The sequence below is a fragment of the Mesorhizobium sp. C089B genome (assembly GCF_030323125.1).
Classification (GTDB): Bacteria; Pseudomonadota; Alphaproteobacteria; order Rhizobiales; family Rhizobiaceae; genus Mesorhizobium.
This window is the reverse complement of record NZ_CP100469.1, coordinates 3,280,475-3,304,824: the sequence shown is the minus strand read 5'-3', so window position 1 is coordinate 3,304,824 and position 24,350 is coordinate 3,280,475. Positions and strand designations below refer to the sequence as shown.

Annotated in this window: 27 protein-coding genes and 1 tRNA gene; 14 read left to right on the top strand and 14 right to left on the bottom strand. The window is 62.5% G+C overall.

Going from position 1 to position 24,350, the window contains the following annotated elements; all coding sequences use genetic code 11:
- Positions 1-87 precede the first annotated feature (87 nt).
- Positions 88-161 (top strand) — tRNA-Gln (locus NLY44_RS16405).
- A 138-nt stretch (positions 162-299) separates the two neighbouring features.
- Here the strand turns inward: NLY44_RS16405 and NLY44_RS16400 are convergent.
- A complete protein-coding gene (locus NLY44_RS16400) occupies positions 300-938 on the bottom strand; it encodes a 2-dehydro-3-deoxy-phosphogluconate aldolase (protein ID WP_023804721.1) in 639 nt (212 codons plus the stop codon).
- A 174-nt stretch (positions 939-1,112) separates the two neighbouring features.
- Between NLY44_RS16400 and trhO the strand changes: the two genes are divergently transcribed.
- Positions 1,113-2,039: an oxygen-dependent tRNA uridine(34) hydroxylase TrhO gene (gene trhO, locus NLY44_RS16395; protein ID WP_023804722.1), complete on the top strand. Its 927-nt coding sequence runs from the start codon at positions 1,113-1,115 to the stop codon at positions 2,037-2,039.
- A gap of 23 nt (positions 2,040-2,062) precedes the next feature.
- On the opposite strand, the gene NLY44_RS16390 is transcribed toward trhO, so the two are convergent.
- A complete protein-coding gene (locus NLY44_RS16390; RefSeq protein ID WP_023804723.1) occupies positions 2,063-2,425 on the bottom strand; it encodes a YybH family protein in 363 nt (120 codons plus the stop codon).
- Positions 2,426-2,628: 203 nt separating this feature from the next.
- Here NLY44_RS16390 and NLY44_RS16385 point away from each other — a divergent pair, with 203 nt between their 5' ends.
- Both NLY44_RS16385 and NLY44_RS16380 read left to right on the top strand, forming a co-directional pair.
- A complete protein-coding gene (locus NLY44_RS16385) occupies positions 2,629-3,366 on the top strand; it encodes a tellurite resistance TerB family protein (RefSeq protein WP_023671935.1) in 738 nt (245 codons plus the stop codon).
- A 333-nt stretch (positions 3,367-3,699) separates the two neighbouring features.
- Positions 3,700-4,461: an SDR family oxidoreductase gene (locus NLY44_RS16380; protein WP_023671933.1), complete on the top strand. Its 762-nt coding sequence runs from the start codon at positions 3,700-3,702 to the stop codon at positions 4,459-4,461.
- A gap of 12 nt (positions 4,462-4,473) precedes the next feature.
- Here the strand turns inward: NLY44_RS16380 and NLY44_RS16375 are convergent, their stop codons facing one another.
- A complete protein-coding gene (locus NLY44_RS16375; RefSeq protein ID WP_023701048.1) occupies positions 4,474-5,658 on the bottom strand; it encodes a pyridoxal phosphate-dependent aminotransferase in 1,185 nt (394 codons plus the stop codon).
- 83 nt (positions 5,659-5,741) lie between these two features.
- Here NLY44_RS16375 and NLY44_RS16370 point away from each other — a divergent pair, with 83 nt between their 5' ends.
- The 4 genes from NLY44_RS16370 to denD are packed head-to-tail and all read left to right on the top strand — an operon-like array spanning position 5,742 to position 8,676.
- Entirely contained in the window at positions 5,742-6,428 is a 687-nt protein-coding gene (locus NLY44_RS16370; RefSeq protein ID WP_023701049.1) for a GNAT family N-acetyltransferase, read from the top strand.
- A gap of 15 nt (positions 6,429-6,443) precedes the next feature.
- Positions 6,444-7,415, top strand: a complete 972-nt coding sequence (locus NLY44_RS16365; RefSeq protein WP_023695719.1) for a cation diffusion facilitator family transporter — start codon at positions 6,444-6,446, stop codon at positions 7,413-7,415.
- Between the two features lie 58 nt (positions 7,416-7,473).
- Complete coding sequence (locus NLY44_RS16360; RefSeq protein ID WP_023701051.1) at positions 7,474-7,680, top strand: hypothetical protein; 207 nt, start codon at positions 7,474-7,476, stop codon at positions 7,678-7,680.
- Between the two features lie 12 nt (positions 7,681-7,692).
- Positions 7,693-8,676, top strand: coding sequence for a D-erythronate dehydrogenase (gene denD / locus NLY44_RS16355; protein ID WP_023804724.1), 984 nt, complete (start codon positions 7,693-7,695; stop codon positions 8,674-8,676).
- Between the two features lie 10 nt (positions 8,677-8,686).
- Here the strand turns inward: denD and NLY44_RS16350 are convergent, their stop codons facing one another.
- The 4 genes from NLY44_RS16350 to NLY44_RS16335 all read right to left on the bottom strand — a co-directional run bounded on the left by NLY44_RS16350 (position 8,687) and on the right by NLY44_RS16335 (position 12,727).
- A complete protein-coding gene (locus NLY44_RS16350; RefSeq protein ID WP_460221795.1) occupies positions 8,687-9,859 on the bottom strand; it encodes a nickel/cobalt transporter in 1,173 nt (390 codons plus the stop codon).
- An 8-nt stretch (positions 9,860-9,867) separates the two neighbouring features.
- The gene (locus tag NLY44_RS16345) at positions 9,868-10,536 is read right to left on the bottom strand and encodes a DUF1007 family protein (RefSeq protein WP_023804726.1); all 669 of its coding nucleotides are present in this window, start codon (positions 10,534-10,536) and stop codon (positions 9,868-9,870) included.
- A gap of 89 nt (positions 10,537-10,625) precedes the next feature.
- Positions 10,626-11,525, bottom strand: coding sequence for a LysR family transcriptional regulator (locus tag NLY44_RS16340; RefSeq protein WP_023671925.1), 900 nt, complete (start codon positions 11,523-11,525; stop codon positions 10,626-10,628).
- Positions 11,526-11,527: 2 nt separating this feature from the next.
- Entirely contained in the window at positions 11,528-12,727 is a 1,200-nt protein-coding gene (locus NLY44_RS16335) for an amidase (RefSeq protein ID WP_023804727.1), read from the bottom strand.
- Between the two features lie 541 nt (positions 12,728-13,268).
- Between NLY44_RS16335 and odc2 the strand changes: the two genes are divergently transcribed.
- Entirely contained in the window at positions 13,269-14,402 is a 1,134-nt protein-coding gene (gene odc2, locus NLY44_RS16330) for an ornithine/lysine decarboxylase (protein ID WP_023671923.1), read from the top strand.
- A gap of 144 nt (positions 14,403-14,546) precedes the next feature.
- Complete coding sequence (locus NLY44_RS16325) at positions 14,547-15,089, top strand: GNAT family N-acetyltransferase (protein ID WP_023804728.1); 543 nt, start codon at positions 14,547-14,549, stop codon at positions 15,087-15,089.
- A gap of 72 nt (positions 15,090-15,161) precedes the next feature.
- Here the strand turns inward: NLY44_RS16325 and NLY44_RS16320 are convergent, their stop codons facing one another.
- The 4 genes from NLY44_RS16320 to NLY44_RS16305 form a co-directional block, all read right to left on the bottom strand.
- Positions 15,162-15,446, bottom strand: coding sequence for an SCP2 sterol-binding domain-containing protein (locus tag NLY44_RS16320; RefSeq protein ID WP_023683274.1), 285 nt, complete (start codon positions 15,444-15,446; stop codon positions 15,162-15,164).
- A 195-nt stretch (positions 15,447-15,641) separates the two neighbouring features.
- Entirely contained in the window at positions 15,642-16,190 is a 549-nt protein-coding gene (locus NLY44_RS16315) for a hypothetical protein (protein ID WP_023683275.1), read from the bottom strand.
- Between the two features lie 28 nt (positions 16,191-16,218).
- Positions 16,219-16,635, bottom strand: a complete 417-nt coding sequence (locus NLY44_RS16310) for a hypothetical protein (RefSeq protein ID WP_023671919.1) — start codon at positions 16,633-16,635, stop codon at positions 16,219-16,221.
- Between the two features lie 13 nt (positions 16,636-16,648).
- Positions 16,649-17,221 (bottom strand): rod-binding protein, encoded by a 573-nt coding sequence (locus NLY44_RS16305; protein ID WP_023671918.1) that lies wholly within the window; start codon positions 17,219-17,221, stop codon positions 16,649-16,651.
- Between the two features lie 282 nt (positions 17,222-17,503).
- On the opposite strand from NLY44_RS16305, the gene NLY44_RS16300 reads away from it, so the two are divergent.
- Entirely contained in the window at positions 17,504-18,754 is a 1,251-nt protein-coding gene (locus tag NLY44_RS16300; protein ID WP_084012950.1) for a glycosyltransferase family 4 protein, read from the top strand.
- Here the strand turns inward: NLY44_RS16300 and NLY44_RS16295 are convergent.
- Entirely contained in the window at positions 18,696-19,781 is a 1,086-nt protein-coding gene (locus NLY44_RS16295; protein WP_023804730.1) for a glycosyltransferase, read from the bottom strand. The genes NLY44_RS16300 and NLY44_RS16295 overlap by 59 nt on opposite strands.
- Before the next feature lie 237 nt (positions 19,782-20,018).
- Between NLY44_RS16295 and NLY44_RS16290 the strand changes: the two genes are divergently transcribed.
- A complete protein-coding gene (locus NLY44_RS16290) occupies positions 20,019-21,359 on the top strand; it encodes a glycosyltransferase (RefSeq protein WP_156940975.1) in 1,341 nt (446 codons plus the stop codon).
- Between the two features lie 82 nt (positions 21,360-21,441).
- Here NLY44_RS16290 and NLY44_RS16285 read toward each other — a convergent pair whose 3' ends face one another.
- Positions 21,442-21,789, bottom strand: a complete 348-nt coding sequence (locus NLY44_RS16285) for a hypothetical protein (RefSeq protein ID WP_198028933.1) — start codon at positions 21,787-21,789, stop codon at positions 21,442-21,444.
- Positions 21,790-21,831: 42 nt separating this feature from the next.
- On the opposite strand from NLY44_RS16285, the gene NLY44_RS16280 reads away from it, so the two are divergent.
- Together NLY44_RS16280 and NLY44_RS16275 are read left to right on the top strand one after the other, a co-directional pair.
- Complete coding sequence (locus NLY44_RS16280) at positions 21,832-22,665, top strand: glycosyltransferase family 4 protein (protein WP_198028935.1); 834 nt, start codon at positions 21,832-21,834, stop codon at positions 22,663-22,665.
- Positions 22,666-22,745: 80 nt separating this feature from the next.
- Positions 22,746-23,423, top strand: a complete 678-nt coding sequence (locus tag NLY44_RS16275) for a polysaccharide deacetylase family protein (RefSeq protein WP_023804733.1) — start codon at positions 22,746-22,748, stop codon at positions 23,421-23,423.
- Here the strand turns inward: NLY44_RS16275 and NLY44_RS16270 are convergent.
- Positions 23,353-24,312, bottom strand: a complete 960-nt coding sequence (locus NLY44_RS16270; protein ID WP_023804734.1) for a glycosyltransferase family 2 protein — start codon at positions 24,310-24,312, stop codon at positions 23,353-23,355. The two genes, NLY44_RS16275 and NLY44_RS16270, sit on opposite strands and share 71 nt — an antisense overlap.
- Positions 24,313-24,350 lie beyond the last annotated feature (38 nt).

Below are 24,350 nucleotides of genomic sequence, written 5' to 3'. Positions count from 1 at the left end.
CGCTGGGCAACCTGTGCGGCTTTTGTTTTTAGCGAGATCTCGAGCACTGGCTTCCATCGCCACAGAATGCTAACCACCAAGCTGCATTCCCGCTTCGTCTAATGGTAGGACAGCGCCCTTTGAAGGCGTGAATCGTGGTTCGAGCCCATGAGCGGGAACCAAAATCTCAACGCGTAGCAAACCCGGTCGGCGCAGCTGGCGGGTTTTTGTGCCGAGTGCAATTCCGGGAACACTGTGATTTTCCCGGAAAAGCGCGGAGCGCTTCCCTTGGGAATTGCGCAAAGACAAAGTAGCGGAGGTTATTTTCCGAGCTTGCTCGCGGTCTGTGCGAGCGCCTCGATCTCATCCCACTTGCCGGCCTTGACCAACTCGTCCGGCGCCACCCACGAGCCGCCGACGCAGATAACGTTGGACAGGCTGAGATAGTCGGCGGCGTTCTTGGCCGAGATGCCGCCGGTCGGGCAGAATTTCACGTCGGCCAGCGGCGAGGCAAAGGCCTTCAGCGAGGCGATGCCGCCGGATTGTTCGGCCGGGAAGAATTTCAGGAACCGCAGGCCGGCCTCGCGGGCAGCCATGATCTCGCCGGGCGTGATGGCGCCGGGCAGCAAGGGAACGTCGCTGTCCTTGGTCGCCGCCAGCAACTCTCGCGTGATGCCGGGGCTGACGATGAATTTCGATCCGGCGGCCGCTGCCTCGTCGAACTGCTTGGCATCGAGAATTGTGCCGGCGCCGACAATGGCGCCCTCGACCTCACCGGCGACGCGGCGGATCGCTTCCAGCGCATCGGCGGTTCTCAACGTGATCTCGATTGCCGGCAGGCCGCCGGCGGCCAGCGCCCGGGCGAGCAGGACGGCGTCCGCGACATTGGCGATCTTCAGCACCGGAATGACCGGCTGGCCATTGAGCAGCGACAGGAGCGTTTCGGTCTTGCTGAGCATTGGCTTGTCTCTCCCTAGGTGATTTCAACCGATTAGCAGAAGGCCGATTCCGAGTCCACGAAACCCGGCCTGCCGCGATGTCACATGTCGGCCAACGAGCCTGCGGGCGAATACCGACGAAGTGTCTTTAGCTCTGCCTTGAATCCGCTTTGACCACGGTTTAGTGGCTTGGCGATGACCAACCGTGAACCCGTGCGCGTTGCCGCGCTCTACAAATTTGCGAGGCTGGGCGACTTCGAGGCGCTGCGGGTCTTGCGCACGCCGCTTGCCGCCTTCTGCTGCGGGCGCGGCATCAAGGGCACGCTGCTTCTGGCGCAGGAGGGCATTAACGGCACGGTCGCCGGCAGCGAAGCCGACATAGCCGACCTGATCGCTTATCTCGAGGCCATCGAGGGTCTTGCCGATCTCGAGGTCAAATACAGCACTGCCGCCGAAATGCCGTTCCATCGCATGAAGGTGCGGCTGAAGCGCGAGATCGTCACCATGGGCGTCGAAGACCTCGACCCGGCGACGGGTGCGGGGACCTATGTCGCGCCGGCCGACTGGAACGCGCTGATCTCGGACCCCGGCACCATCGTCATCGACACACGCAACGCGTACGAAGTGTCGATCGGGACGTTCGAGGGCACGGTGGACCCGCGCACGTCGAGCTTTCGCGAATTCCCGGCCTGGGTGGAAAAACACCGCGACCAACTCGACGGCCGCAAGGTTGCGATGTTCTGCACCGGCGGCATCCGCTGCGAAAAGGCGACGGCCTATGTGAAGTCGCTCGGCTTCGAGGATGTGTTCCATCTCAAGGGCGGCATCCTCAGATATCTTGAAGAGGTGCCGGCCGAAGACAGCCTGTGGCAGGGCGAGTGTTTCGTCTTCGACGAGCGGGTCTCGGTGTCGCATGGGTTGACCGAAGGCGAGGCCGAACTCTGCCGCGCCTGCCGGCATCCGCTGACGCCGGAGAACCGGCTGTCGCCGCATTTTTCCACCGGCGTGTCATGCCCGCATTGCTACGAGGCACGCTCGGATGAGGATCGCACCCGCTATGCCGAGCGCCAGCGCCAGGTCGAACTTGCGCAGGCGCAGGGCAGGGGACATATCGGCAGTTAAGTGCCGCCGACGCCCTGACTGGATCACCACACGACAGAATAGCGGTCGATCACCCACAGCCATGTGCCGTCGGCCTGCCGGCGCGCGACCTCTGAGGTTATCGAGCCGTCGGCAAGCCTGGTCGACGTCAACGCGAGGTCGCCGTTAATGGCCGCCGGGCGCTGCTCGCCGCGCTGGAATTTTCGCCAGCTCGCGGCAAAGGCTTCGAACAAAGCGCGGATCGCCTCATGGCCACGCGTCGATTCGGCTGCTCCGGTGTCGATGACGGCATCGGGTTCGAACAGCGCTACCATGCCCTCAATGTCTCCCGCCCATTGCCGATCAATTAGCAGGCGCTCCAGATCCTGGGGATCTCGTGCTTGGTCGCGGTCTGGCTGATCGGTCACGGCAAAACTCCTCCCTCGCCGACGTTGCGGCGACACTAACCGAAGCCGAGGCGGGTTTCGACACATCGAATTTGATTTGCGGCATTGCCGGCGCCGATAGCAAAGCGCCGGTCCGTCATTGTAATGTCAACAATCGGGACCTACGTCTGCAACGTCCAAAACCTGCCCGTCCACGTTGGCGCGGGCCCTTTTCTGGAGGCACCATGTTCGACCCCAAGAAGCTTCTCGACGATCTGCTCGGCTCGCAAGTTCCCGGCACAACCGGCACCGTTCGCGACAAGGCCGGGCAGGCTGTGCAGATGGCCAAGGACAATCCGCTGGCCGCCGGTGCGCTGGCCGCGGTGCTGCTTGGAACCGGCACGGGACGGCAGGTCACCGGCACGGCCGTGAAGCTCGGCGGACTGGCTGCGATCGGCGGTCTCGCCTACAAGGCCTACCAGAATTACAAGGCCGGCAATGCACCCGAGCAGGCGCCGGCGGCCGGCCAGCCGGAATTGCTGCCGCCGCCCGCCGACACCGGCTTTCATCCTTCACAGGCGCCACAGGGGGAGGACGAGTTCACGCTGACCCTGGTGCGGGCGATGATCTCGGCGGCCAAGGCCGATGGCCATGTCGATGACGCGGAACGCCAAAAGATCGCCGGCAAGCTCAGTCTGGCCGGCATCGGCACGGAAGCGGAAAAGTTTCTGATGGCCGAGCTGGACAGCCCGCTCGACCTCGATACGCTGGTCGCAGGCGCCAAGACCGATGAGCAGAGGCTCGAGCTCTACACGGCGTCCCGACTGACGATCGACCCCGATACGCGCGCCGAACGCGGCTATCTCGACCTGCTCGCCGGCCGGCTCGGCCTGCCGGATGCGCTCGTCGATCATGTCGAGGCGACGGTGTCGGCGGCCAAGGTGCCGGTTCCGTCAGGCACGGCGCCGAACCCGCGCTGGTAGACAACGCAGCCGCGGCGGGAAAAGCGTTAACTTCTCGTTTACCGAGGAAGCGCATGATTTTAGTTAGTCGGATCGGCTTTTCCTCCTCCCAAGCCCGGTTCAGATCAGGGGGCGGTCGCCAATGACCGCCCTTTTTGTCGGACCGATCACATAAAGCGCGTGGCGCTTCATGTTTTTGTCCGGATGCATGTCGTTCTCTCAGAACCGGGGCCACTTTTGAGCGACATGCATTAGTGTCCGGCTTGCCATGATCGCCCTCATTTGCGATGGGTCGGTGCATTCGGATGCACCCCGATCTGTGCCGGGGATGCGCGGCGCGCAGGAGCAAAATCCATGACAGCCCTCACAGAGAAAACCGCCATCGTCACCGGCGCCGGCACCGGCATCGGCAAGAGCGTCGCCACGGCGCTGCTCAAGGCGGGCTGGAACACGGTGTTTTGCGGCCGCCGCAAAGCGGTGCTCGACGCCGCCATTACCGAAGCCGGGAAAGCGGACGCCAAGGCGCTGGCAGTTGCCTGCGACATCAGCAAGGCCGGCGAAGTCGATGACCTGTTCGAGACGGTGGCCGCAGCCTTCGGCCGCGTCGACCTGCTCTTCAACAATGCCGGCATGAGCTACAAGTCGACGCCGATCGACGAGATCCCGGTCGAGGTCTGGAACGATATTGTCGGCGTCAATCTCACCGGATCGTTCCTATGCGCCCGCGCCGCCTTCGGCGTCATGCGCAAGCAAAAGCCAATGGGCGGCCGCATCATCAACAATGGCTCTGTGTCGGCCTATGCGCCACGGCCGGGCTCGGTGCCCTACACCGCGACCAAGCACGCCATATCGGGGCTGACCAAGACGCTGGCGCTCGACGGCCGGCCCTATGACATCGCCTGCGGCCAGATCGACATAGGCAACGCGCTGACCGATATGGCGCACGCAATGACGGTCGGCGTGCCGCAGGCCAATGGCACCATCGCCGCCGAAGCGGTGATGGACGTCCAGCGCGTCGCCGACGCCGTCGTCCACATGGCCAGCCTGCCGCTCGACGCCAACGTGCTGTTCATGACGGTGATGGCGACCAAGATGCCGTTCGTGGGGCGTGGGTGAACAGCCGAAGGCCTACTTCTTCAAAAACGCCTCGATCCGCTCCAGCGCGTGCAAGATGTTCTCTTCGGAATTGGCGTAGGAAAGCCTGATGTAGCCTTCGCCGAGAATGCCGAAATCGGGGCCGCCGATCAGCGCCACGCCGGCCTCCTCGAGCAGTGCCGAGGCGAGCTTCTTGGCCTTCCAGCCGGTCTTCGAAACATTCGGGAAGGCATAGAATGCGCCTTTCGGCGTAATGCAGGAGACGCCGGGCAGCGCGTTCAGCCCCTCGACCACGATCTTCCTGCGGTTGTCGAAGGCGCGCATCATCTTGTCGACATCGTCCTGCGGGCCGTCGATGGCGGCGATGCCGGCGAACTGGCTCGGCGCGTTGACGCAGGACCAGCAATTGACCGCCAGCTTGCGGACCTTGTCGTAGAGATGCCCGCCCTTGTCGCCATTCGGCCAGATCGACCAGCCCATGCGCCAGCCGGTCATCGCCCATGTCTTCGACCAGCCGTTGAGCACGATCAGCCGGTCGCGAATTTCCGGAAAATTGAGCAGCGAAAAATGCGTCTCGCCGTCATAGGTCATGACGTCGTAGATTTCGTCGGAGAGGATAGCGACCTGCGGATGCGCTTGCAGCCCCTCCACCAACTTCTCGATCTCGGCGCGCGGCGTGACGCCGCCGGTCGGGTTGGCCGGTGAGTTGAGGATTAGCAGTCTGGTCTTCGACGTGATCAGCGCCAGCGTCTCTTCTGCCGAGAAGGCAAAGCCGTTCTCCTCGCGGATCGGCACCGGAATGGGCGCGGCGCCGGTGAACTCGATCATCGAGCGGTAGATCGGAAAGCCTGGGTCTGGATAGAGGATCTCGGCGCCGGGTTCGCCGAACATCAAGATGGCCGCGAACATGGTCGGCTTGCCGCCGGGCAGGATCATTACATTCTCGGGCGAGACTTCGACGCCGGTAGTGGTCAGCGTGCGCCGCACCACCGCTTCGCGCGTCGCCAGCAGGCCATTGGCCGGGGTGTAGCCATGGTGGCCGTCGCGCAGCGCCTTGATCGCGGCCTCGACAATGTGCTGCGGCGTTTTGAAGTCGGGCTGGCCGATGCCGAGATTGACGATGTCGCGGCCCTGTTGAGCCAGTGCAGTGGCGCGCGCCAGCACGGCAAAGGCGTTTTCCTCGCCGAGGCGGTCGAAGGCCGAAATCGTGTGGAGCATTTTTCCCGTCCGTGTGGTTCTTGCTGTTAGGCCGCGTTTTTGTGAGCGTCTGCTCACAAAAGTCAAACGGATTGGAGTTTTGCGTGTCGGAAAATCTCAAAGATTGGCAAGCGCGTCCGCGGCCCGAGCGCAAGCCCATTGACGGCCGCTATGTCCGGCTCGAACCGCTGAGCGCCGAAAAGCACGGCGATGGGTTGTACGAGGCGTCGTCCGTGCCCGACATCGATGGACGCTTTGCCTGGCTGCCCGACTACCCGCCGCAAACCCGCGCCGATTTCCAGCCATGGCTGGACAAGGTCGAGGCGAGCGAGGATCCGCTGTTCTTCACCGTCATCGACAAGGCCAGCGGCAAGGTCGCCGGGCGACAGACGCTGATGCGCATCGATCCCACCTATGGCGTCATCGAGATCGGCAACATCTATTGGGGGCCGCTGATCTCGCGCAAGCCGGCAGCGACCGAGGCGCAGTTCCTGTTCATGAAGTATATTTTCGACGGGCTCGGCTATCGCCGCTACGAGTGGAAATGCAACAACCGCAACGAGCCGTCAAAGCGCGCGGCGGAACGGTTCGGCTTCAAGTTCGAGGGCATTTTCCGCCAGCATCTTGTGGTCAAGGGTGAAAACCGCGATACCGCATGGTACTCGATCATCGACAAGGAATGGCCGGCGCTGCGCAAAGCCTATGAGGCATGGCTCGATCCCGCCAATTTCGATGGCGAAGGCCGGCAGAAGCGGCGGCTCGAGGATTTCCGCGCCGAGTTCGGCGCGTAACAGGAGTTTTTTCCGATGGCGCACAGCCATGATCATGGTTCGCATGCTGGGCATGGCGCCGGCCACGTGCATGGCTCGACCGACAAGAAGCGTGTGCTGATCGCAGCCTGCCTGACCGCCGGCTTCATGGTGGCCGAAGTGCTTGGCGGCCTTTTGACGGGATCACTGGCGCTGCTGGCCGACGCCGGCCACATGCTCGCCGACTCGATCGCGCTTGGCCTTGCCTGGTACGCCTTCCATCTTGGCGGACGGCCGGCGACAGTGCGCCTGACCTATGGTTTCGGCCGGGTCAAGACGCTGGTCGCCTACACCAACGGCATCGCCATCTTCGCCATTGCTTTGTGGATCGTCTACGAAGCCTGGGGCCGGCTGATGACGCCGGCGCCGGTGCTGGGCGGGCCGATGCTGGTGGTGGCGATCGCCGGCCTTCTGGTAAACTTCGCCTCGTTCTTCGTGCTGCATGGCGGCGACCACGACAGCCTCAACATGCGCGGCGCCATCCTGCATGTGCTGGGCGACCTGCTCGGTTCGGCGGCGGCGATCGTGGCGGCGCTGGTCATCCTGGCCACCGGCTGGACGCCGATCGACCCGATTCTGTCGGTGCTGGTCTCGGTGCTGATCCTGTCCACCGCATGGTCGTTGATGCGCGAAGCCGCCCACGTCCTTCTCGAAGGCGTACCGGCAAGCCTCGACCGCGACCTCATCGCCAAGGACATTGCCGGCACCGTCAACGGCGTGCGCGAAGTGCATCACATGCATGTCTGGTCGCTCGACGGGTCCAGCAACATGGCGACGCTGCATGCCTGCCTCAACGATGGCGTCGATCCGCACCAGGCGGTCAGCGCCATCAAGAAGCGGCTCGCCGCCGAACACGGCATCAGCCACGCCACGGTTGAACCGGAATTCGGCCAGTGCGCCGACAGCCATGACGAGCACGATCATGACCACGACCATGGTGCGCCACCGCATCACGGCCATTATCACTGACAGGGAATTTCATGGCATTGGCATCCGAGTTGACGAGTTCCCGCTGTGGTGGGACGGCATGATGGACCGCGACACGCGAAACGCGCTGATTGCCGCAGCCTGGATCATGCTGCTGTTCGGCATCGCGGCGTTCTATTTGCCGACCGTGATGCTGGCCGTCGGCAATGTCTCGACCGTACTTGCCGGCATCGTCGGCATCGCCTTCGTGCTGGCATTTTTTCTGGTATTCTGGTTGCGGGGCCGCAACCAGAACAAGGGCAAATAAGAGGCTTTCGAAATGCGCATCCTGATTACTGGCGCCGCCGGCATGGTCGGCCGCAAACTTGTCGACCGGCTGGCCAAGGACGGCACGCTCAACGGCCGCAAGATCACCGGGCTCGACCTGCACGACATCGTGCCGCCGCAGGCGCCGGCGATGGATGGCGTCAGCATCGCCACGCATACGGGCGACCTTGTCGACGCCGGTGCTGCCGAGAGCCTGGTGGCGTCACGCCCCGACGTCATGTTCCATCTCGCCGGCATCGTGTCGGGCGAGGCGGAGGCGAATTTCGATCTCGGCTACCGCGTCAACCTCGACGGCACACGGGCGCTGTTCGACGCCGTGCGGCTGGCAGACTTTGCGCCGCGCCTCGTCTTCACCTCGTCGATCGCGGTGTTCGGCGCGCCGTTCCCCGATGTCATCCCGGACGACTTTCATCCGACGCCGCTGACCTCCTACGGCACGCAGAAGCAGATGAGCGAAGCGCTGCTGGCCGACTATTCCAGGCGCGGCTTCTTCGACGGCATCGGCATAAGGCTGCCGACCATCTGCGTGCGGCCCGGCAAGCCGAACAAGGCGGCGTCAGGTTTCTTCTCCGGCATCATCCGCGAGCCGCTGAGCGGCCACGAGGCGATCCTGCCGGTGCCGCGCTCGGTGCTGCACACCCATGCCAGCCCGCGCTCTGCGGTCGGTTTCCTGATCCATGCCGCTGGGCTCGACGGTGCCGCTGTCGGGCCGCGCCGCAACCTCACAATGCCCGGCGTTGCCGTCACCGTCGGCGAGCAGATCGAGGCGCTGGAGCGCACTGCAGGCGCCGAGGTGGCGAGCCTGATCCGTGAGGAGCCCGACGAAACGATCTGGGCGATCGTCAAGGGTTGGCCGACGCGCTTCGAGGCGCGCCGTGCAAGGGACCTCGGCTTCAGCGCCGAAAACAGTTTCGATGAAATCATCCGCGCTCATATCGAGGATGAGCTGGGCGGAATGATCGCGGGTCAGGCCTGACCCGCCGAGGTCACACAGCTCCGGACAGGCTCGCCGACAACAGCAACAGCCCGAACAGGAAGACGAAGGCGGCGCCGCCGATTTCGACGACTGTGTGGATGCGGTTGCCCATGCGGCCGTCGCCGGCGAAATAGACCGCCCAGTTCTTGGCGGTGACTGCGATCGTTGCCAGCGCCGAGACTGTGATGGCGGTTCCAATCGACATCGCCAGCACCGACAGCAGGCCGCCGAGCCACAGGCCGTTGAGCAAAGCGAAGCTCAGCACAATCAGCGCGCCGGAGCAGGGGCGGATGCCGACGGCGGCTACAGCCGACCAGGCCGTGCGCCAGTCGAAGCGGTCGCCCGACAACAGCGCCGGATCGGGCGCATGTGAGTGGCCGCACGTACCACAGACCTCGCCGGCTGGGTGATCGTGAGCGGCGTGATCGTGATGAGCGTGGTCGTGATGGGAACGATCGTGTGTGTCGTGGTCGTGCGCAGCGTGATCGTGATGATCATGCGAATGGTCGTGATGCACATGCAAGGCGTGCGAATGCGCATGCGCCGCGTGGCTGTGAGCGGCATGCGAATGGCCGCTATGGGAATGACCGGCGTGGGCTGCCGACAGGCTGTAGGCGGGCGCCTTGCCGAACCAGCGCAGGACCGTAGGCCCGAGCTTGCGCCACAGCAGCCAGGCGCCGAACAAAGTGACGAAGACATAGCTCATGATCTCCATGAACCAGGCTGCGTCGGTCATCGAGATCGCGGTGCCGCGCAGGACGAAATAGGCAAGCAGCATCACCAGGATCGCGGTCAGGCCCTGCAGCAGCGCCGAGACGAAGGACAGCAGGATACCGCGCCTGAGCGCCACTTCATTGGCCACCATGTAGGACGAGATGACCGCCTTGCCGTGGCCGGGGCCCGCGGCGTGGAAAATACCATAGGCGAAGGACAGGCCGATCAGCAGCCACATCTTGCTGCCGTCCTCGCGCATCGCCTTCATCGCGGTGGCCAGTGCGCGGTAGAATTCCTGCTGGCGCAGATTGATCCACATCAGGATGTGGGCGAACGGGCCGGTGGTGGGCGCCATGCCGTCATTGACACCGATGCCGAGTGAACTCTGGGCATGGGCCTGCCCGAGAAAGTGCGTCATCAGCAGGGCAGCGGCCACGAGGCCGAATGCCAAACGCAGGGACGGTTTCATCACCGGATCTATCCTTCTGGCGGGCAATTCAGTTCGAGCTTGGTGGCGAAGATCTTGCTCATGTCGGTGCCTGTCGGGTCGTTGAAGAACGCGTCCGTCAAGGTCTTCTGGTTTTCCTTGATCGCCTCGTCCGGATCAGGCCGGATGACGCTCTTGGTGCAGTTCGAGGGCAGGCCTTCCACCGTGATGTTGCTATCCTCGGTGAAGTCGATCGCCGTATAGAAGGTTGGATCGTAGACGCCGAAATCGATCTTGCCGGCGAGCTTGATCGGCACCTTGGGTTCGGATTCGAACAGGATGATCAGCTGGTCGTTTTCGAAATTGGCCATAAGATGCGGTGGCGGCGTCATCGGCACGTCCTTGCCGTCGACGGTGACGAGCTGGAAATAATTGAACTCGGCCAGCGAGGCATGAACGGTGTCGGCGACATCCTTCAGCTCCTTGTCGTCAAGCTTCAGGTCGGAGTTCTTGTCGAACTCCATCATCACCGTACTCGAAAACAGATCATCGAAACGCCAGAGGTGACGCAGCGCTTTCACACTTTGGTGATCCGGCGAGAGGATCACGTCGAGGCGGGCCTCGGCGAAGACATGAGGATGCGCGCCAGCCGCTCCAACGGCGGCAAAAGGCGCCGCCAAGGCCGAAGCCAGCATGATTGCGTGCCGTTTCAGATGCATTCTCGGTCGCTGTTCCATCGGCCTCGGAGAGATTTCGAGAGGTTACCAGAAACGGGGCGAAATTGGGACCGCGGCACGGCAAGACCGGGTCAGGCGCTCTCGCGGTTCTTGAACCACTGCACCAGAAAATCGACGAAGACACGGACCTTGGCCGGCAGATAGCGACGGTGCGGGTAGACGGCGAAAATCCCGCTGCCCGACTGGATGCGGTCGTCGAGCAACGACACCAGCAGCCCGGATGCGAGGTCGGGGGCGGCGATGAAATCGGGCAGGATGGTGAAGCCCAGGCCGGACACGGCGGCGGCTCGCGCTGCCATCGGGCTGTTGACCTCGATGGGACCCGATACGTTGACACTGACTGACTCCTCGCCATCGCCCCTGAAGCGCCAGTTGGCGAGCGAGCGGCCATTGGTGTCGACGATGCAGGGCAAGTTGGCGAGATCCTGCGGGCGCGTCGGCTTGCCGTGCTTGGCGATCAGCTCCGGCGAGGCGCAAAGCTTGATCGAAAACGGCCCCAGGCGGCGGGCGATCAGCGATGAGTTCTCCAGCCGCGAGATGCGCACGGCAAGATCGAAACCTTCCTCGACCAGATCGACAAAGCGGTCGTCGAGATGGATGTCGAGGACGATGTCGGGATGCTGCTTGGCGAAGTCGATGAGCGACTGGCCAATCGGCGCATCGGCGAAGGTGCGCGCCGCCGACAGCTTGATCCTGCCGCGCACGTCGCCGGAGGATTCGCGCACGGCGTCAGCCAGGCTGTCGACCTCGCGCACGATTTCCGAAGCGCGGCTGTAATAGGTATGGCCGGCCTCGGTCAACGAGAACTGCCGCGTGGTGCGGTTGAGCAGCAGCGCGCCGAGTTCGTCCTCGAGTTCGCGCACATATTTCGACAGCAGCGCCTTGGAGCGACCGATCTTGCGCGCGGCCGCCGAAAAGCCTTCGGCCTCGACGACGTCGATGAAGGCGCGCATGCGGGTCAGTGTATCCATCATCAGGCCTTTCGTGCCGCATCGAGAATTCGCCGGCCGAGCCGTATCAGGGCAATGTCGCTGCCGGGAGGGCCGAGCAGCGAGAGGCCGAAAGGGGCACCGTCAACCGAGCCCAGCGGCAGGGTGATTTGCGGAAAGCCTGAAAGACCCGAAAGGCACAAAAGATGCAAGGCCCTTTCGCGGTAGGCCTGGAGCTGCTGCGGCTCGCTTTTGACCAGAGGTGCGGGGCCTGGAACGGTGGGCAGGACAAGAAACCCGTCCTGGCCGAGCAGCGCGGCTAGCTCGGAGCGGAAGGTCAGGCGGCGCACCGCCTCGGCCCGCGCGGTCTTTTCGTCGATCGTGCGGCCAAAACCAAAGCGCTCCTCGACGCCCGGCCCGAGATCGCGCTCGCCAGAAATGATCCAGGCGCCATGCTGCTGCCAGGCCTCGGCGGCCTGGAGGCGGCGAAAGCACCAGTAGAGCTCGTCGGGGAAGGAAGCGAAGCTGTACTCCACCGGCGCCGGCTCACCGACAAGACTGGCGGCCAGCGCTCTCATCCTGGCGTATTCGGCTGCCTCGGCGGGGCCGGCCACGAAAGCGTCCAGCCAGCGGATCGAAAGCGGCCGGGTGAGCGGATACGGATGCGGGTCGCGGCCGAGCAGCAATTTGCCGATCGTCTCATAGGTCTCGATGTCGTCGGCGAACCAGCCGAATGTGTCGAAGCTCGGCGCCAGCTTCATCGTGCCTTCAAGCGAAATGCGGCCATGCGTGGTGCGCAGCCCGATCAACCCGCAAAAGCTCGCCGGGGCACGGATCGAGCCGCCGGTGTCGGAGCCGGTGGCGATATCGGCAAGCTTGCCGGCCACCGCCGCCGCCGATCCGGAGGACGAGCCGCCGGTGACGCGATCGGGAGCGGCCGGGTTCACCGGAAACGGAAAATGCGCGTTCTGGCCCACCAGCGAGAAGGCGAACTCGTCGGTCTGCGTCTTGCCGATGAAGCGCGCGCCGGCGTCGAGAATCACCTGCACGGCCGGTGCCGTGCTGGACGCGGCATGCGCCTCGGCGAACTTCACCGGATTGCCGCAACCGGTGCGGTAGCCGGCGACGTCGTAAATGTCCTTCACAGCCAGGCGCAGCCCGGCCAGTGGCCCCAGTTCCGCATTGGCCACCGGCATTCGACGCAGGTCGAGAAAGGCGTTGAGCGGGCCGTGCGTGCCTGGCATCGTTCGATATCCGTATACAGTAGGCCCAGCATTGTTCGATGCCGGAAATTTTACAACCTGGAGTACGATTTTTATTGATTGTGAAATCTTTCGATCTTATATCGCGCTTGCCCAAAGTCGCACGTGCCTGTGGGTGTCCGCCGATCCTCGAATGGTGAGGGAAATCGGTAAGGTAACTGGAGCTAACCCCTCCAGTCGGTCTAGCGGCCAACCGCCAGCCCGAGGACACCTTGAAGCAACGACGGTGCGGGCCTTTCTGGTGTTCTGCCGGTCGTCCAAAGACCGGGGTTACTGAAGAGGCACACCTTCATTGCCGGCAGTGCGGACGGGTCTCCCATCCAAGCCAAGGCAGACAAAGCGAACCGAGGCCGGGCAAGGCCAAGGTTCACCGCCGCGAGACGGCGTTTCATGGTTCCGGGGTCTCCACCGGCTGGTTCCATGGATTTCCGTCCCGCCTTTGTTTGACCGCGTGTTCGCGAGGCCGAAAGCCCGCGTCCCGCAGCCTTATTGCGCGCCGCAAGGCGTTAATGGAGAGACCCCGATGGCCACCCAGCGCATCCTCGACTTCCTCGCCACCCGACGTCCGTCCGGCCCCTGCCTCGTCGTCGACCTCGATGTCGTGCGCGACAATTTCCGTGCCTTCGAGAAGGCGCTGCCCGATTCCAGAATCTACTATGCGGTGAAAGCAAACCCTGCGCCGGAGATCCTGCGCCTGCTTGCTGCGATGGGCTCGTCCTTCGACACCGCTTCCGTTGCCGAGGTCGAGATGGCGATGGACGCCGGTGCGCCGGCGGACCGCATCTCCTTCGGCAACACCATCAAGAAGGAGCGTGACATTGCACGCGCCTACCAGCTCGGCATTCGGCTGTTTGCCGTCGACTGCGTCGAGGAGGTCGACAAGATCGCCCGCGTCGCTCCCGGCGCGCGCGTGTTCTGCCGCGTTTTGACCGACGGCGAAGGCGCCGAGTGGCCGCTGTCGCGCAAGTTCGGCTGCGTGCCGGCGATGGCCGTCGACGTGCTGCGCCATGCCAGGACGCTCGGCCTCGACGCCTATGGCGTGTCGTTCCATGTCGGCTCGCAGCAGACCGACCTGACGGCGTGGGACCGTGCGCTGGCCGACGCCAAGAAGGTGTTCGCCACGCTTGCCGACGAAGGCATCGTCCTCAAGATGGTCAATATGGGCGGCGGTTTCCCGACGCGCTATCTGCGTGACGTGCCGGCGGCCCAGGCCTATGGCCAGGCCATCTTCTCGGCGCTGCGCAAGCATTTCGGCAATGCGATCCCTGAGACCATCATCGAGCCGGGCCGCGGCATGGTCGGCAATGCCGGCGTCATCAAGTCGGAAGTCGTGCTGATCTCGAAGAAGGCCGAAAACGACAATGTGCGCTGGGTGTTCCTCGACATCGGCAAGTTCGGCGGTCTGGCCGAGACGATGGACGAGGCGATCCGCTATCCGATCGTCACCCGCCATGACGGTTCGGAGACCGCACCTTGCGTGCTCGCCGGCCCGACCTGCGATTCGGCCGACGTGATGTACGAGAAGACGCCGTATCCGCTGCCTCTGTCGCTGACCATCGGCGACGATGTGCTGATCGAAGGCACCGGCGCCTACACGACCACCTACTCGGCGGTCGCCTTCAACGGCTTCGAGCCTCTCCGATCCTACGTGATCTGACGGCTTCGGCCTTCAGATCACCCCAGGCGGACGTTTGCGTCCGCCCGGGTTCGCCTGTGGAACAAGCTCCGCTCGTGAAGGATCGCGGAAATGGACATTGTAAATTACATTGACGGCATTGGATTCTCCCCCCTCGAGGGGGAGATGGCCGGCGCCATTCCCATCGTCGCCGAAACTGCGGCAGACATTGCATCGCGTGAAGCGTTGCTCGATCGCGCTATGGGGCCGATGCGGCGCAAGAAATCGTCGGAGAAGCTGCGGCGTGGCCGCCGGCCTTCCGAAGGCCTCGCTTTTATCGTGCGCGATGCAGCCGGCGCGGTTGCTGGTACGGTGCGGCTGTGGGACGTGCGTCTGGGCGAGGGTGGCCCGGGAGCACTTCTGCTCGGACCGCTCGCCGTCGATCCGGCGCTGAAGAACGCCGGCATCGGCTCGGCGCTGATGCGCCATGCTTTGGCCGAGGCCGCGCGTCTCGGCCATGCCGCGGTGCTGCTGGTCGGCGATGTGCCTTACTATGGCCGCTTCGGCTTCTCGGCGGAGAAGACCGGCGCGCTCGCCATGCCTGGTCCGTACGAGCGGCACCGCCTGCTGGCGCTGGAACTGATCGATGGTGCGCTCGACGGCGCGCATGGCACGCTGAAGGCTGCAGGTCGCAAGCTCAAGGCACAGAGGCTGTCGCTGGCCGCCTGATTGTCCAAAAACAAACGCCGCCGCCGGTCCTTTGCATTTCAGCGAGGGCGGCGTTTTGTTTTTGCGAAGGGCTCAGCCGATCAGTTGGCTGAGCGCCATGGCGACCGACATATCGCCTTCGACCTTTATCTTGCCGGACATGAACGCCATGGTCGGGTTGAGGTCGCCGGCGATCAGCGAATCCAGATCGTCGAGCGACAGCTTTATGGTGCAGTCGGTCGGCGCGTCGGTGGTCGAGACGGTTGCGCCGTCGATGACGATGACGCCGTTGCTGCCGGTATCGAACTTCACGGAATGTTCGAACCCGGCGCTCGCCACGCGCGACCTCATCTTCTCGGCAATATCCTGAACGCTCATGACTGTTCTCCTGGTCTCGTTGCGTTTTGCCGCGCTTCAGTGACCGGCCTCCGCCGAAGTCGCTGTCTCGCGCGTACCGCGATCCTGGTCGCTTGGCGCATATAGCTTCGAGTTGACGTAAACGTCAACGCGCGATGCGTCATCTCGTTTCAGTCGGAAGGAATGCGGCAGAGAACATTCGCCCTGCGACGAAGGTTAGTGTTCAGCAGCGGGCTTCGCCGCCTCGGCCTGGGCCGATTCCGCCGGGGCCGGTTCGGTCGGCGTGGCCGGATCCTTGCGGCGGCGCATGGCGTTGTCGCGGATTTCGTCCTTGGTCAGGAAGTTGACCTGGTCGATCAGCACTTCATGCACCAGGTCGGCGCCGACGCGGGCGTTGACGGTGTCGCGTATGGCCTTGCGGAAGGCATCGAGATCGATGGTTTCCTTCTTGGTGAAGTCGATCTGCGGATTGGAGTAGAGATAGGAATAGACCTGATCGGTCATCAGCGCTTCGGCCGGGATCGACATCTTCTTTATCTCGGCCGGCTCGACCGTGTAGACGAGCTTGGTGAGGAAATAGCCGTCGATCTTGGAATCGCGGATCAGCGGCACCGAGATGATGTCGGTCTTGACGTAGTCGAGGCCACCCAGCATCGGTTTCGGCGTCTCGCCGACGCCGCGCTCACCGGCCGCCTGGAACGAATAGAACACCGCGCCAAGCGTGGCGGCGCAGATCCAGATCGCGGCGGCGATGAATTTGATCACCGGTTGTTCCCGTTTGTTGCCGAGATCATCAGCTCGCCCAACCGAATTCGCCGGCCGAGTATGTGCCGTCGGCTTCGGCGCGCTGAATGGCGTTCTTCAACAGCGTGGCGACTTCGTTGACCGCGTTGAGGTGGGCGAGGATTGCAGCCTCGTTTTTCGCGAGCTTCTGGCGCAGCCGCGCCAGACTGTCGCGATGCTGTTCCAGGAATTCGATCTCGTTGGCGCCCTTCATGGCGCGGGTCAGCTCATAGAGGTAGCGGCTCTTGCGGGCGTTGGAGGCCTTGAGGTCATAGCTGGTGTCGTTCTTCAAACCGGCCGTCTCTTCCTCGACCGCTTCCTCGATGCGGCCGATGATGGCGGCAAGGTTGCCCGGCCGTGCAAACGGGATCGGCGCTTCGGACGTACGCGCCGGCAGGTTGGAAGAGTATTTTGAAAAATCGGCCATTGAAAATCCTGGTCTAGATCTTGATTTCGGTTTTGATGGTCGTCTCGTCGCCGGTCATCGACCGTGCGGCCTTGCGCTGCAATTCCTCGACCAGCGAGGTGGACAGCCGGGTCTGCTGGTCGATCTCGGTCTTGTGCGGCCCGGTTGACACCGGGCCGATCGGCACGGTGCGCTTGCCGTCCTTGTAGTGGTCGGCGAGCAGCGATTTGGCGATGCCGATCCCTCCGCGCTCGGCCATGACGTCGGCGACACGCTCGGCAAGCTGCGATTTCCACATGTCGCCGGCCAGCCCCTTGCCGTAGACGCCCTCTGTGTCCTTGGGCAGCATGTTCTGGATGAAGGTCTGCAAGACCATCGCCTCGAACTTCTTGAACTTGCTGGCGGGATCGGCATTTGCGGCGGCCTTGTCGGCGGTGGCGCGCGACAGAATCGAGCCGGCATCGACCGAAGCAGCCATGTCGACAGAAAAATTACCGCCAACGCCGTTGGCCCGCTTGGCCAGCGCGGCACGGGCAGCCTCGATATCCGCCGGGTCGACGGCTCGGGCAACATCGAGAACGATGTCACTGGGTGGAGAAATCGCCAAGAAAGTCCGCCTCTTTGCCGGGTTTCCTGAGCGACCATGCCGCAACAAGCTTGTGGCAGGCTTGCGAGGGAGAGGGGAGGCGGAATGCTGTCAGCTCGTCTGCTACGCGCCAATAGCGGCCGTCCACACGGGTGGTCTTCAATGACCCCGGACGGTGAAGGCCTGCTTACCGAAGCCTGTTCGACGAGGCGGCTATCCCACTTGTAATCCCGGCCCAATCCTTTACCGCACCCGTTGTGCGGTTTATCACCGCCAGAGTGGCGGATTCAGTGAGATCCCAAAGTGAAAAGAAGACGCCTCTTGTTTGTCGGCGGGAGCGGGGATCCTGGCGGTCTTCATATCCATACCGCCGACGTGGCCCACACCGCCGCTTCGCTTGGGTTTCCCGTCAAGATCATTTCCGTCAACACCGACTATTTTTCCGAGCTCCTTTCCCCTGAGACAATCGATGTAGAGCTTGTCGAGGGCCTTTCTTATCAAAGGCTCATCGTCAAACCGAGACGGTTCCCGATCTCAAGATACATCCTTTGGTGGTCTGTGCTGGTCAGGCATCCCGGCCACGATATCATTTTCTGCCGTGGTGCTTTCGCGGAAACGCCTGTCGTCGAGTTGCTCATGGCCAAGGCCGCGGGCCGGCGAATTTACACCATCGAACACAGGCCGCGCGAGGCCGCGTGGCGATCCATGTTTTCGAAGCGCAGATATGGCGCGGTCATGAATGCCTGCGTCCAACGCACCATCGGCGTGTCGAGCGAATTGTCAGAGATCGCGACGAAAGAGTTTGACATGGCTCCCCATAAGGTCCGTGTCTGTGCCAATTGGGTAGACCCCAACTTCGCACCTCCGACTGCCAATGAAAGGCGCCAAGCGCGCGAACGGCTTGGACTGTCAAACGATGTGCGGACGATCGGCTATGTCGGCCGGTTCGGGCCGGAAAAAAATATCGACGTGCTGATTGATGCTTTCTCGGCTCTTCGCGCGAGTCGGCCCGCCGCCAACGTCGCTCTGATCATCGCCGGGGATGGCTGGTTTCGCTCCGAAGTGGAAAACAAAGTGCGCTCGTCCGGAGCTGCTGACCGGATCAAATTGCTCGGCTGGCAAAACGATCCGCGTGCGATCTACCATGCGCTTGACCTCTTCGTCCTGGCCAGCTCAGTCGAGGGTTTTTCCCTCAGCCTGCTGGAGGCGATGGCCACAGGCCTACCCTGTGTCGCCCATCCCATGGCGAGCGCGCTGGAACTGATCAAGGACGGCAGTAACGGCTTTGTGTCCGACATATCGACGGCGAGCTTGTTGGGCGAAAAGCTGAAGGAATTTCTGGACGCCGAAGCAGCGACGGTGAGCCGTCTTGGTCAGGCTGCCGCGCAGACCGTGGCGACCAGCTTCTCACGCAGCGCACGCTTGCCGGCGGTCCTTAGGGCACTTGACATCCCGCTCGATGGCTCAGGCCTGCCGCAGCCATTTCCGCGCGTTCTCACCTATCGGAACGCACAAGCCCGATCGCCCGCCGCAGGCTCGAAATCCAGTGCTTGAGCCAGAGGGTTTTCCGGCCTGTCCGCCAGGCGGCCCTGGCACAATTTTTGTCAAAATAGTCGAGCCGGTCTTCCATCAGAGCGTTAAGCGCTGGAGAAAGCCGGTATTGTTTTCGAATGCGCAGCATGAGCGCGAGATGGTGCTTCCACTCCGTGTATTCGTCGTGATGTCGTGATTCTGAATGCGTCTGGTAGCGTTCGCCTTCTGCCGTATCGCGCCCAGTGACGTCATAGGTCGCCAATTGCCGGTCGATATAGACGAAGGGTCCGCGCGTGTTGAGCCGCAGCCAAAGGTCGATGTCCTCGGTGCGGGCGAGGCTTTCATCGAACCCTCCCGCCGCCAGTATCGCGTCGCGCCGAACCATCGTCGAGGAGGTGTGAATCCAAAGGTATCCGGCGATGGTCGTGGTCAGCACGACATCAGAGCGGGCCAGCAGGGAACGGTCCGCCTTGAGTTCCCGGCATGGCAGAAGAGATGCGGTCCGATCATAGGTTTCCCACCACGGCATCATGGTACCGAAGATCATGTCGCAGGCGGTCATGGACGTGTCGGCAAGCTCGTCGACCATGCGATAGTCGCTGCCAATCAGGATCGCGTCGGGCCGGGTGTTGGCCGCCGCAATGAATTGCGCCAGCTTGTCGTCGTCCCACCGATCATCGCTGTCCAGAAACGCGATATACCGTCCGCGCGCCTCGCGAATCGCGGCGTTGCGCGCGCCGGCCGGTCCGCTCGTGCCGGGGTTTCGCAAAATGCGCAGACGTGGCTCGGCCAGAGAGAGCGCAGTGATAGCGGCCAAGGTGTCGTCCGTGCTTCCGTCGTCGACAATGAGCAGCTCCCAGTCCCCGAACGTCTGAGCCGTAACCGAGGCGACCGCCTTCAGCAGATAAGGCAGGCGATTGTAGGTTGGAATGATGACCGTACAGGCTCGCTCTGACATAAGGGCTCTTGCGTTGAAAGCCGGTGCCACGACGCGCAGCTGTTGCGCCTTGCAGGCCCTGGACAGCAGGTTCACCGGCAGGCTTGTCACTCCTCGCGCCGCTTTGCAAGCCGCAGCGCCTGCCTACGGACCGCAGCGCTTTCTCCGCCTGCTGCGAAACCACGTTGCAACGGCGGCGGAAACGGGGGACCGCGCCCAGCGCCATCTTTACGAGACAATCGCCTTTCATGGTGGCGCTTCACAGGGTGGCTGGACGGCAGGGACAAGCGTCGCCTTTACTCGGCAAAGAGCCCGTAAACCTCAGTTCCGCAACCGGGCAAATTCGAAGTGACGCAATCAATCAAAACCCTGATCGTGTCGGAGTATTTTCCCCACCTGCCTGACCAGATGGTCCATGGCGTCTTCCAGAGGCTCCGGCGTCACGCCGACGCGCTGGGTAGTATCGGTTCCGTCGATTTCGTTTTCATGTGGCCGTTGCACTGGTCCGAAAACGAAGACCGGCAACGTCAATCCGTCGAGGATTTTCGGCGGTCATGGTCTGTTGCCGGGCGGATCATACTGATTTCACCGCCCGCTCTGCCGTCTCGGTTCCGGCGCTGGCCGCGCGATCTTGGCATCCGCGACGTGATCGCCGCGACGCACGGCGCAGTCAGTTTCACGGAGGGCCGGGTCACGATGCGTTCCAGCCGTATGGCGGAAGTTTCCCGGCTTGAGCGGGCGATCCGCGAATTGAAGCCCGACCTCATCCTGGCGCATCGATTGGCATCGACAGCGGCTCTGATCCGCACGGCCATGGATTTGCCTCCGGTGCTGGTCGACTTCGATGACCTGGAACACGTCGCCCTTGGCAGGTCTCTCCAGATGGAGCGCTCTCCCTCGAAACGCCTTAAACTGAGCCTGGTGTCCGCGGTCGCACGCCGGACAGAAAGACTCGTCGCCGGGTTTGCGACAGTGGGCCTCGTGTGTTCCGAGCATGATCGCAAAATCATCGAAGAGCTTTCGCCGGGCGCCCGCATCGAAGTCGCACCCAATGCTGCCGTGATGACCGGCCGTTCCCCGATGCCTTCCGAGCCAACGGCTCTTTTTGTCGGCTACACCCGATATCCACCGAATGCCGAGGCTATCCTCTGGCTTGTTGGAAAGGTTTTTCCGCTGGTCCGGGCACGGCTGCCGCGAGCGCGGCTCCTCATCGCCGGTGATGGCGGCCGCGAACTTGGAATAGATGACGCCGGCGCAGGGGTAGAGACGCTAGGATTCGTTACGGATCTTTCATCTGCCTATGCGAGGGCAAGGGTTGTTGTCTGTCCGGTCAAGCGTGGCGGCGGCACACGGATCAAGATCATTGAGGCTGCGCTGTACGGCCGACCGGTCGTTTCAACTTCCATCGGAGCGGAAGGGCTCGGTTTCATCGATGGCAAGGAAGTGGTCCTTGCCAATGAGGAAGGGGCCTTTGCCGAAGCGATGGTCGAGTTGATGAGCAGCGATGAAAGGTCGGCCAGCATCGGCGCTGCAGCGGAGGAACGGGCACGCCAACTTTACGGCGCGGAACAGGTGCGATCCAATCTGGCAGCGTTGGCAAGGTCGATGGTCGATCCGGACACTGCGCAGACATCGAAATCCGAACTGGACGTCGATGCAACAGTGAACACGCCGATAGCGTACCTATAAGCCATCGTGTTTCACGCAGTTGGTCGCGATCCACCATTGCATACCGGAGCCCCTCACAAGCCTCGAAAACTCCGAGGTTTTTTCACCAAAGCGTGAACGCTACATTCTTGTTTTTGTCGCATTCCTTGTTTTCAAAGCGTTTCGACTGTGGGGGCCAAATATAGTGTTTTGCCGGGATTACTTCCGTTCCGAGGGCTGGTGAATGCGCTTCGGGATAGCGATCAGCAACCTGTCGACTTTCGGCGGGCTGCAAAGGGATTGCCTCTCTATCGCCAGGAATATCGTGGCGGCGGGGCATGAGGTTACGATCCTGACCACGGAAATACGCGGGTCGATCGCAGACCCCGGCTGTTCGATCCAGATTGTAGAAGCCAACAATCGCACCAATCCCGGAAGGGATATCGCGCTTGGCGCCGCGCTGAAGGCGCATCGCCAGGGGTTTGACCGGATCATCGGTTTCAACAAGCTTCCGATGCTCGACATCTATTATTCCGGCGATCGCTCTTACGCGAAGATCAAGACAGGCGCGTGGCGCCCTTTTTCACCACGCCACCGAACCCAGATGCGGCTGGAGCAGCTTTGCTTTTCGCCAAGTTCGCGCACCAGCCTCATCATGCTGACCGAGCGCCAGCAAAATGAGTATCAGAGCGTCTGGAAAACGCCGGAGAGTCGGTTTCGACGCATTTCGCCCAATCTCGATCCGGCGAGGCGCATGCCGCATCTACGCACCGACGGAACGCGCGAACGCATCCGGGCTGAATTGGGCATTGCGCCAAACAGCAAGGTATGGCTGTCGATCGGCTCCTCGGCTTGGGTAAAGGGCTTCGACAGGGTGGCGGCCGCGCTGGAGGCATTTCCCGACTCGGTCTGGGTGGTGGTGGGCGTCGTGCCTGTCAGCGGCATGGGCAGCCGCCTGATCCAGAAGGTGACAATACACGCCCGGGGCCGAACAAAGATCATTGGAATCCGAGACGACATACCGGCTGTTATGGCTGCGGCGGATCTTCTCATTCATCCTGCCCGAATCGAAACCACGGGAACGGTCATCGTCGAAGCCCTTGCCAATGCACTTCCGGTGATCACCACCGATACGTGCGGGTTTGCTCCCTTGGTCGAAAAGGCCGATGCCGGCGTCGTCATCGCCGGCGCGTACTCTTTTCGGGCGCTCGTCGAAGCCATCGCCATGGCACGAGCACCGGGCCAGCAAGCAGCATGGTCGTCACATGCCAAAGCTTTCGGCGGCGATCCTTCCTTATCCCATGGGCACGAGGAAGCGGCGCGCCTGTTTGTCGGAGAGCTTTGGTAGACACGGCCACATGCGCCGAGCCGAGGCAGTTGCTTTCAGCGGCTGGGCATTGGAACAGAAGCCTGACTATTTCGGGGTGCATGGCCGGCAAGATGAAAATCCCACGCTTCTCATCACCGTTTGACGCCCGGAAGCGTGACGCCGGGAAATTGCCGAAGCGCGTCTGGCTTACGCTCGACGATGGTCCGGAGCCCGGTCATACCGAGCAGATTTTGAAGGTGCTCGACCTTCATCGGATCAAGGCTACGTTCTTCGTGATTGGAGAAAAGGTGGCCGCTCATCCGGCCATCGTCCAGCGCGTCTTCGATGCGGGACACCGGATCGGAAACCATACGTTTTCGCATCGCCGTCTGACCGAGCTTAAGCCAGCGGAAGTTCGCCAGGAGATCGAGAGCACCGGTAGTCTGATTTCCGCATTCACGCCGGGAGGGAAGATTTTTCGTCCGCCTTTCGGGGCTTTGAGCCGGGTCGTTTCAGAGATTGCGGATGAACTCGGGCATCGCACCCTTCTGTGGGATGTGGATCCAAACGATTGGGATCCTCACCGCCAGCCGAAGGGGTGGATCAGGAGCGCGCTTCGCGAAGTTCGAGCGAAGCGGGATTGCGTTATCCTCACCCACGATAGCCTGCCCACAACCGCTGAGAATTTCGACCTGTTCATCACGCTCCTGAAGAAAGCCGGCCCGATTACGTTCGAAGATCCAGCGACTCTTTGTGCGACCCACCTGGCCCTTCAGGCGTTCTCGTCGACCGATTGAGCCATAGCTTGAGCCGATACCGCCAGAACCGCCATTGCGTCCTTGCGGTCTTCGGCAAAGGCCTGGCGATCATGAGAAATCGTTCGGCTGTGCGGAAACTGCCGTGGAGGTAATGGACGCGGGCAATCTTGATGGCCAGAAGAGCTTCCCGCCTGCGCAATGTATCCTCGTCGATCCGAACAGTGCCAAGCTCGCGCAATGCCTTGCGCCAAATGAAAAACTGCGTAGCGGGCTGGACCAAAAGCCGATTGTCGGCCCGCTCTGTCGATATCTGGTAGGTCAGCACCGGGTCGGGCACCTTGTCGACGCCGGCCTGGGTCAACAGCCTTGCCCAGAACAGTGTGTCCTCCTCGTAGGCGACGCCTTCGGGAAAGCGGACTGTGCCGATCGCCAGGCTTCTGATCAGGGCAGCGCCGACATTGATCGTCTCGCATTTGTCGATGAGATAATTGCCTGCGTTTTCGAGCTTTGATGGACCATATCCGGCTGGCGCGTCGATGAGCCGGTCAACGCCATCTGTGCGCCTGATATAGGAGCCGACCACTATTCCGGTGCTCCCATGCTCGGTCCCCTTGCGCAGCAAGTTGCGCAGCCCATCCTTCATATGGATGTCGTCGGCGTCGATGAAGTAGAGCCATGGCGAGACGGCCATCTTTATGCCGACATTGCGGGCGGCGCCCGCCTGAAATCGGGCCACCCGTTTGACCAACACCGGAAGCCCGCTTTGCCGGCCGGTCTGCTCGGCGATTTCAGCGGTCCCGTCCGTCGATCCGTCGTCGACGATCAGGATTTCCTCGATGAGGTCGGCTTCCGAAGCCAGCGACCGGATCGTCGAAGCGATCGAACGCCCTGCATTGTGTGCAGGGATGATCACTGAAATGTCTTTCATCCGTATGCCCCCCACCCGACATCAGCAGTTGCGATTTG

What these genes read in the sequence shown, in the direction of transcription:
- NLY44_RS16325 (WP_023804728.1), top strand. Translation starts at nt 14,547, where the DNA reads ATGGCCGGCGCCATTCCCATCGTCGCCGAAACTGCGGCAGACATTGCA.
- NLY44_RS16310 (WP_023671919.1), bottom strand. Translation starts at nt 16,635, where the DNA reads ATGGCCGATTTTTCAAAATACTCTTCCAACCTGCCGGCGCGTACGTCC.
- NLY44_RS16385 (WP_023671935.1), top strand. Translation starts at nt 2,629, where the DNA reads ATGTTCGACCCCAAGAAGCTTCTCGACGATCTGCTCGGCTCGCAAGTT.
- NLY44_RS16400 (WP_023804721.1), bottom strand. Translation starts at nt 938, where the DNA reads ATGCTCAGCAAGACCGAAACGCTCCTGTCGCTGCTCAATGGCCAGCCG.
- odc2 (WP_023671923.1), top strand. Translation starts at nt 13,269, where the DNA reads ATGGCCACCCAGCGCATCCTCGACTTCCTCGCCACCCGACGTCCGTCC.
- NLY44_RS16360 (WP_023701051.1), top strand. Translation starts at nt 7,474, where the DNA reads ATGATGGACCGCGACACGCGAAACGCGCTGATTGCCGCAGCCTGGATC.
- NLY44_RS16365 (WP_023695719.1), top strand. Translation starts at nt 6,444, where the DNA reads ATGGCGCACAGCCATGATCATGGTTCGCATGCTGGGCATGGCGCCGGC.
- denD (WP_023804724.1), top strand. Translation starts at nt 7,693, where the DNA reads ATGCGCATCCTGATTACTGGCGCCGCCGGCATGGTCGGCCGCAAACTT.
- NLY44_RS16280 (WP_198028935.1), top strand. Translation starts at nt 21,832, where the DNA reads ATGCTCGACATCTATTATTCCGGCGATCGCTCTTACGCGAAGATCAAG.
- trhO (WP_023804722.1), top strand. Translation starts at nt 1,113, where the DNA reads ATGACCAACCGTGAACCCGTGCGCGTTGCCGCGCTCTACAAATTTGCG.
- NLY44_RS16285 (WP_198028933.1), bottom strand. Translation starts at nt 21,789, where the DNA reads ATGCGCCTTCAGCGCGGCGCCAAGCGCGATATCCCTTCCGGGATTGGT.
- NLY44_RS16275 (WP_023804733.1), top strand. Translation starts at nt 22,746, where the DNA reads ATGGCCGGCAAGATGAAAATCCCACGCTTCTCATCACCGTTTGACGCC.
- NLY44_RS16320 (WP_023683274.1), bottom strand. Translation starts at nt 15,446, where the DNA reads ATGAGCGTTCAGGATATTGCCGAGAAGATGAGGTCGCGCGTGGCGAGC.
- NLY44_RS16270 (WP_023804734.1), bottom strand. Translation starts at nt 24,312, where the DNA reads ATGAAAGACATTTCAGTGATCATCCCTGCACACAATGCAGGGCGTTCG.
- NLY44_RS16375 (WP_023701048.1), bottom strand. Translation starts at nt 5,658, where the DNA reads ATGCTCCACACGATTTCGGCCTTCGACCGCCTCGGCGAGGAAAACGCC.
- NLY44_RS16350 (WP_460221795.1), bottom strand. Translation starts at nt 9,859, where the DNA reads ATGAAACCGTCCCTGCGTTTGGCATTCGGCCTCGTGGCCGCTGCCCTG.
- NLY44_RS16345 (WP_023804726.1), bottom strand. Translation starts at nt 10,536, where the DNA reads ATGCATCTGAAACGGCACGCAATCATGCTGGCTTCGGCCTTGGCGGCG.
- NLY44_RS16380 (WP_023671933.1), top strand. Translation starts at nt 3,700, where the DNA reads ATGACAGCCCTCACAGAGAAAACCGCCATCGTCACCGGCGCCGGCACC.
- NLY44_RS16335 (WP_023804727.1), bottom strand. Translation starts at nt 12,727, where the DNA reads ATGCCAGGCACGCACGGCCCGCTCAACGCCTTTCTCGACCTGCGTCGA.
- NLY44_RS16340 (WP_023671925.1), bottom strand. Translation starts at nt 11,525, where the DNA reads ATGGATACACTGACCCGCATGCGCGCCTTCATCGACGTCGTCGAGGCC.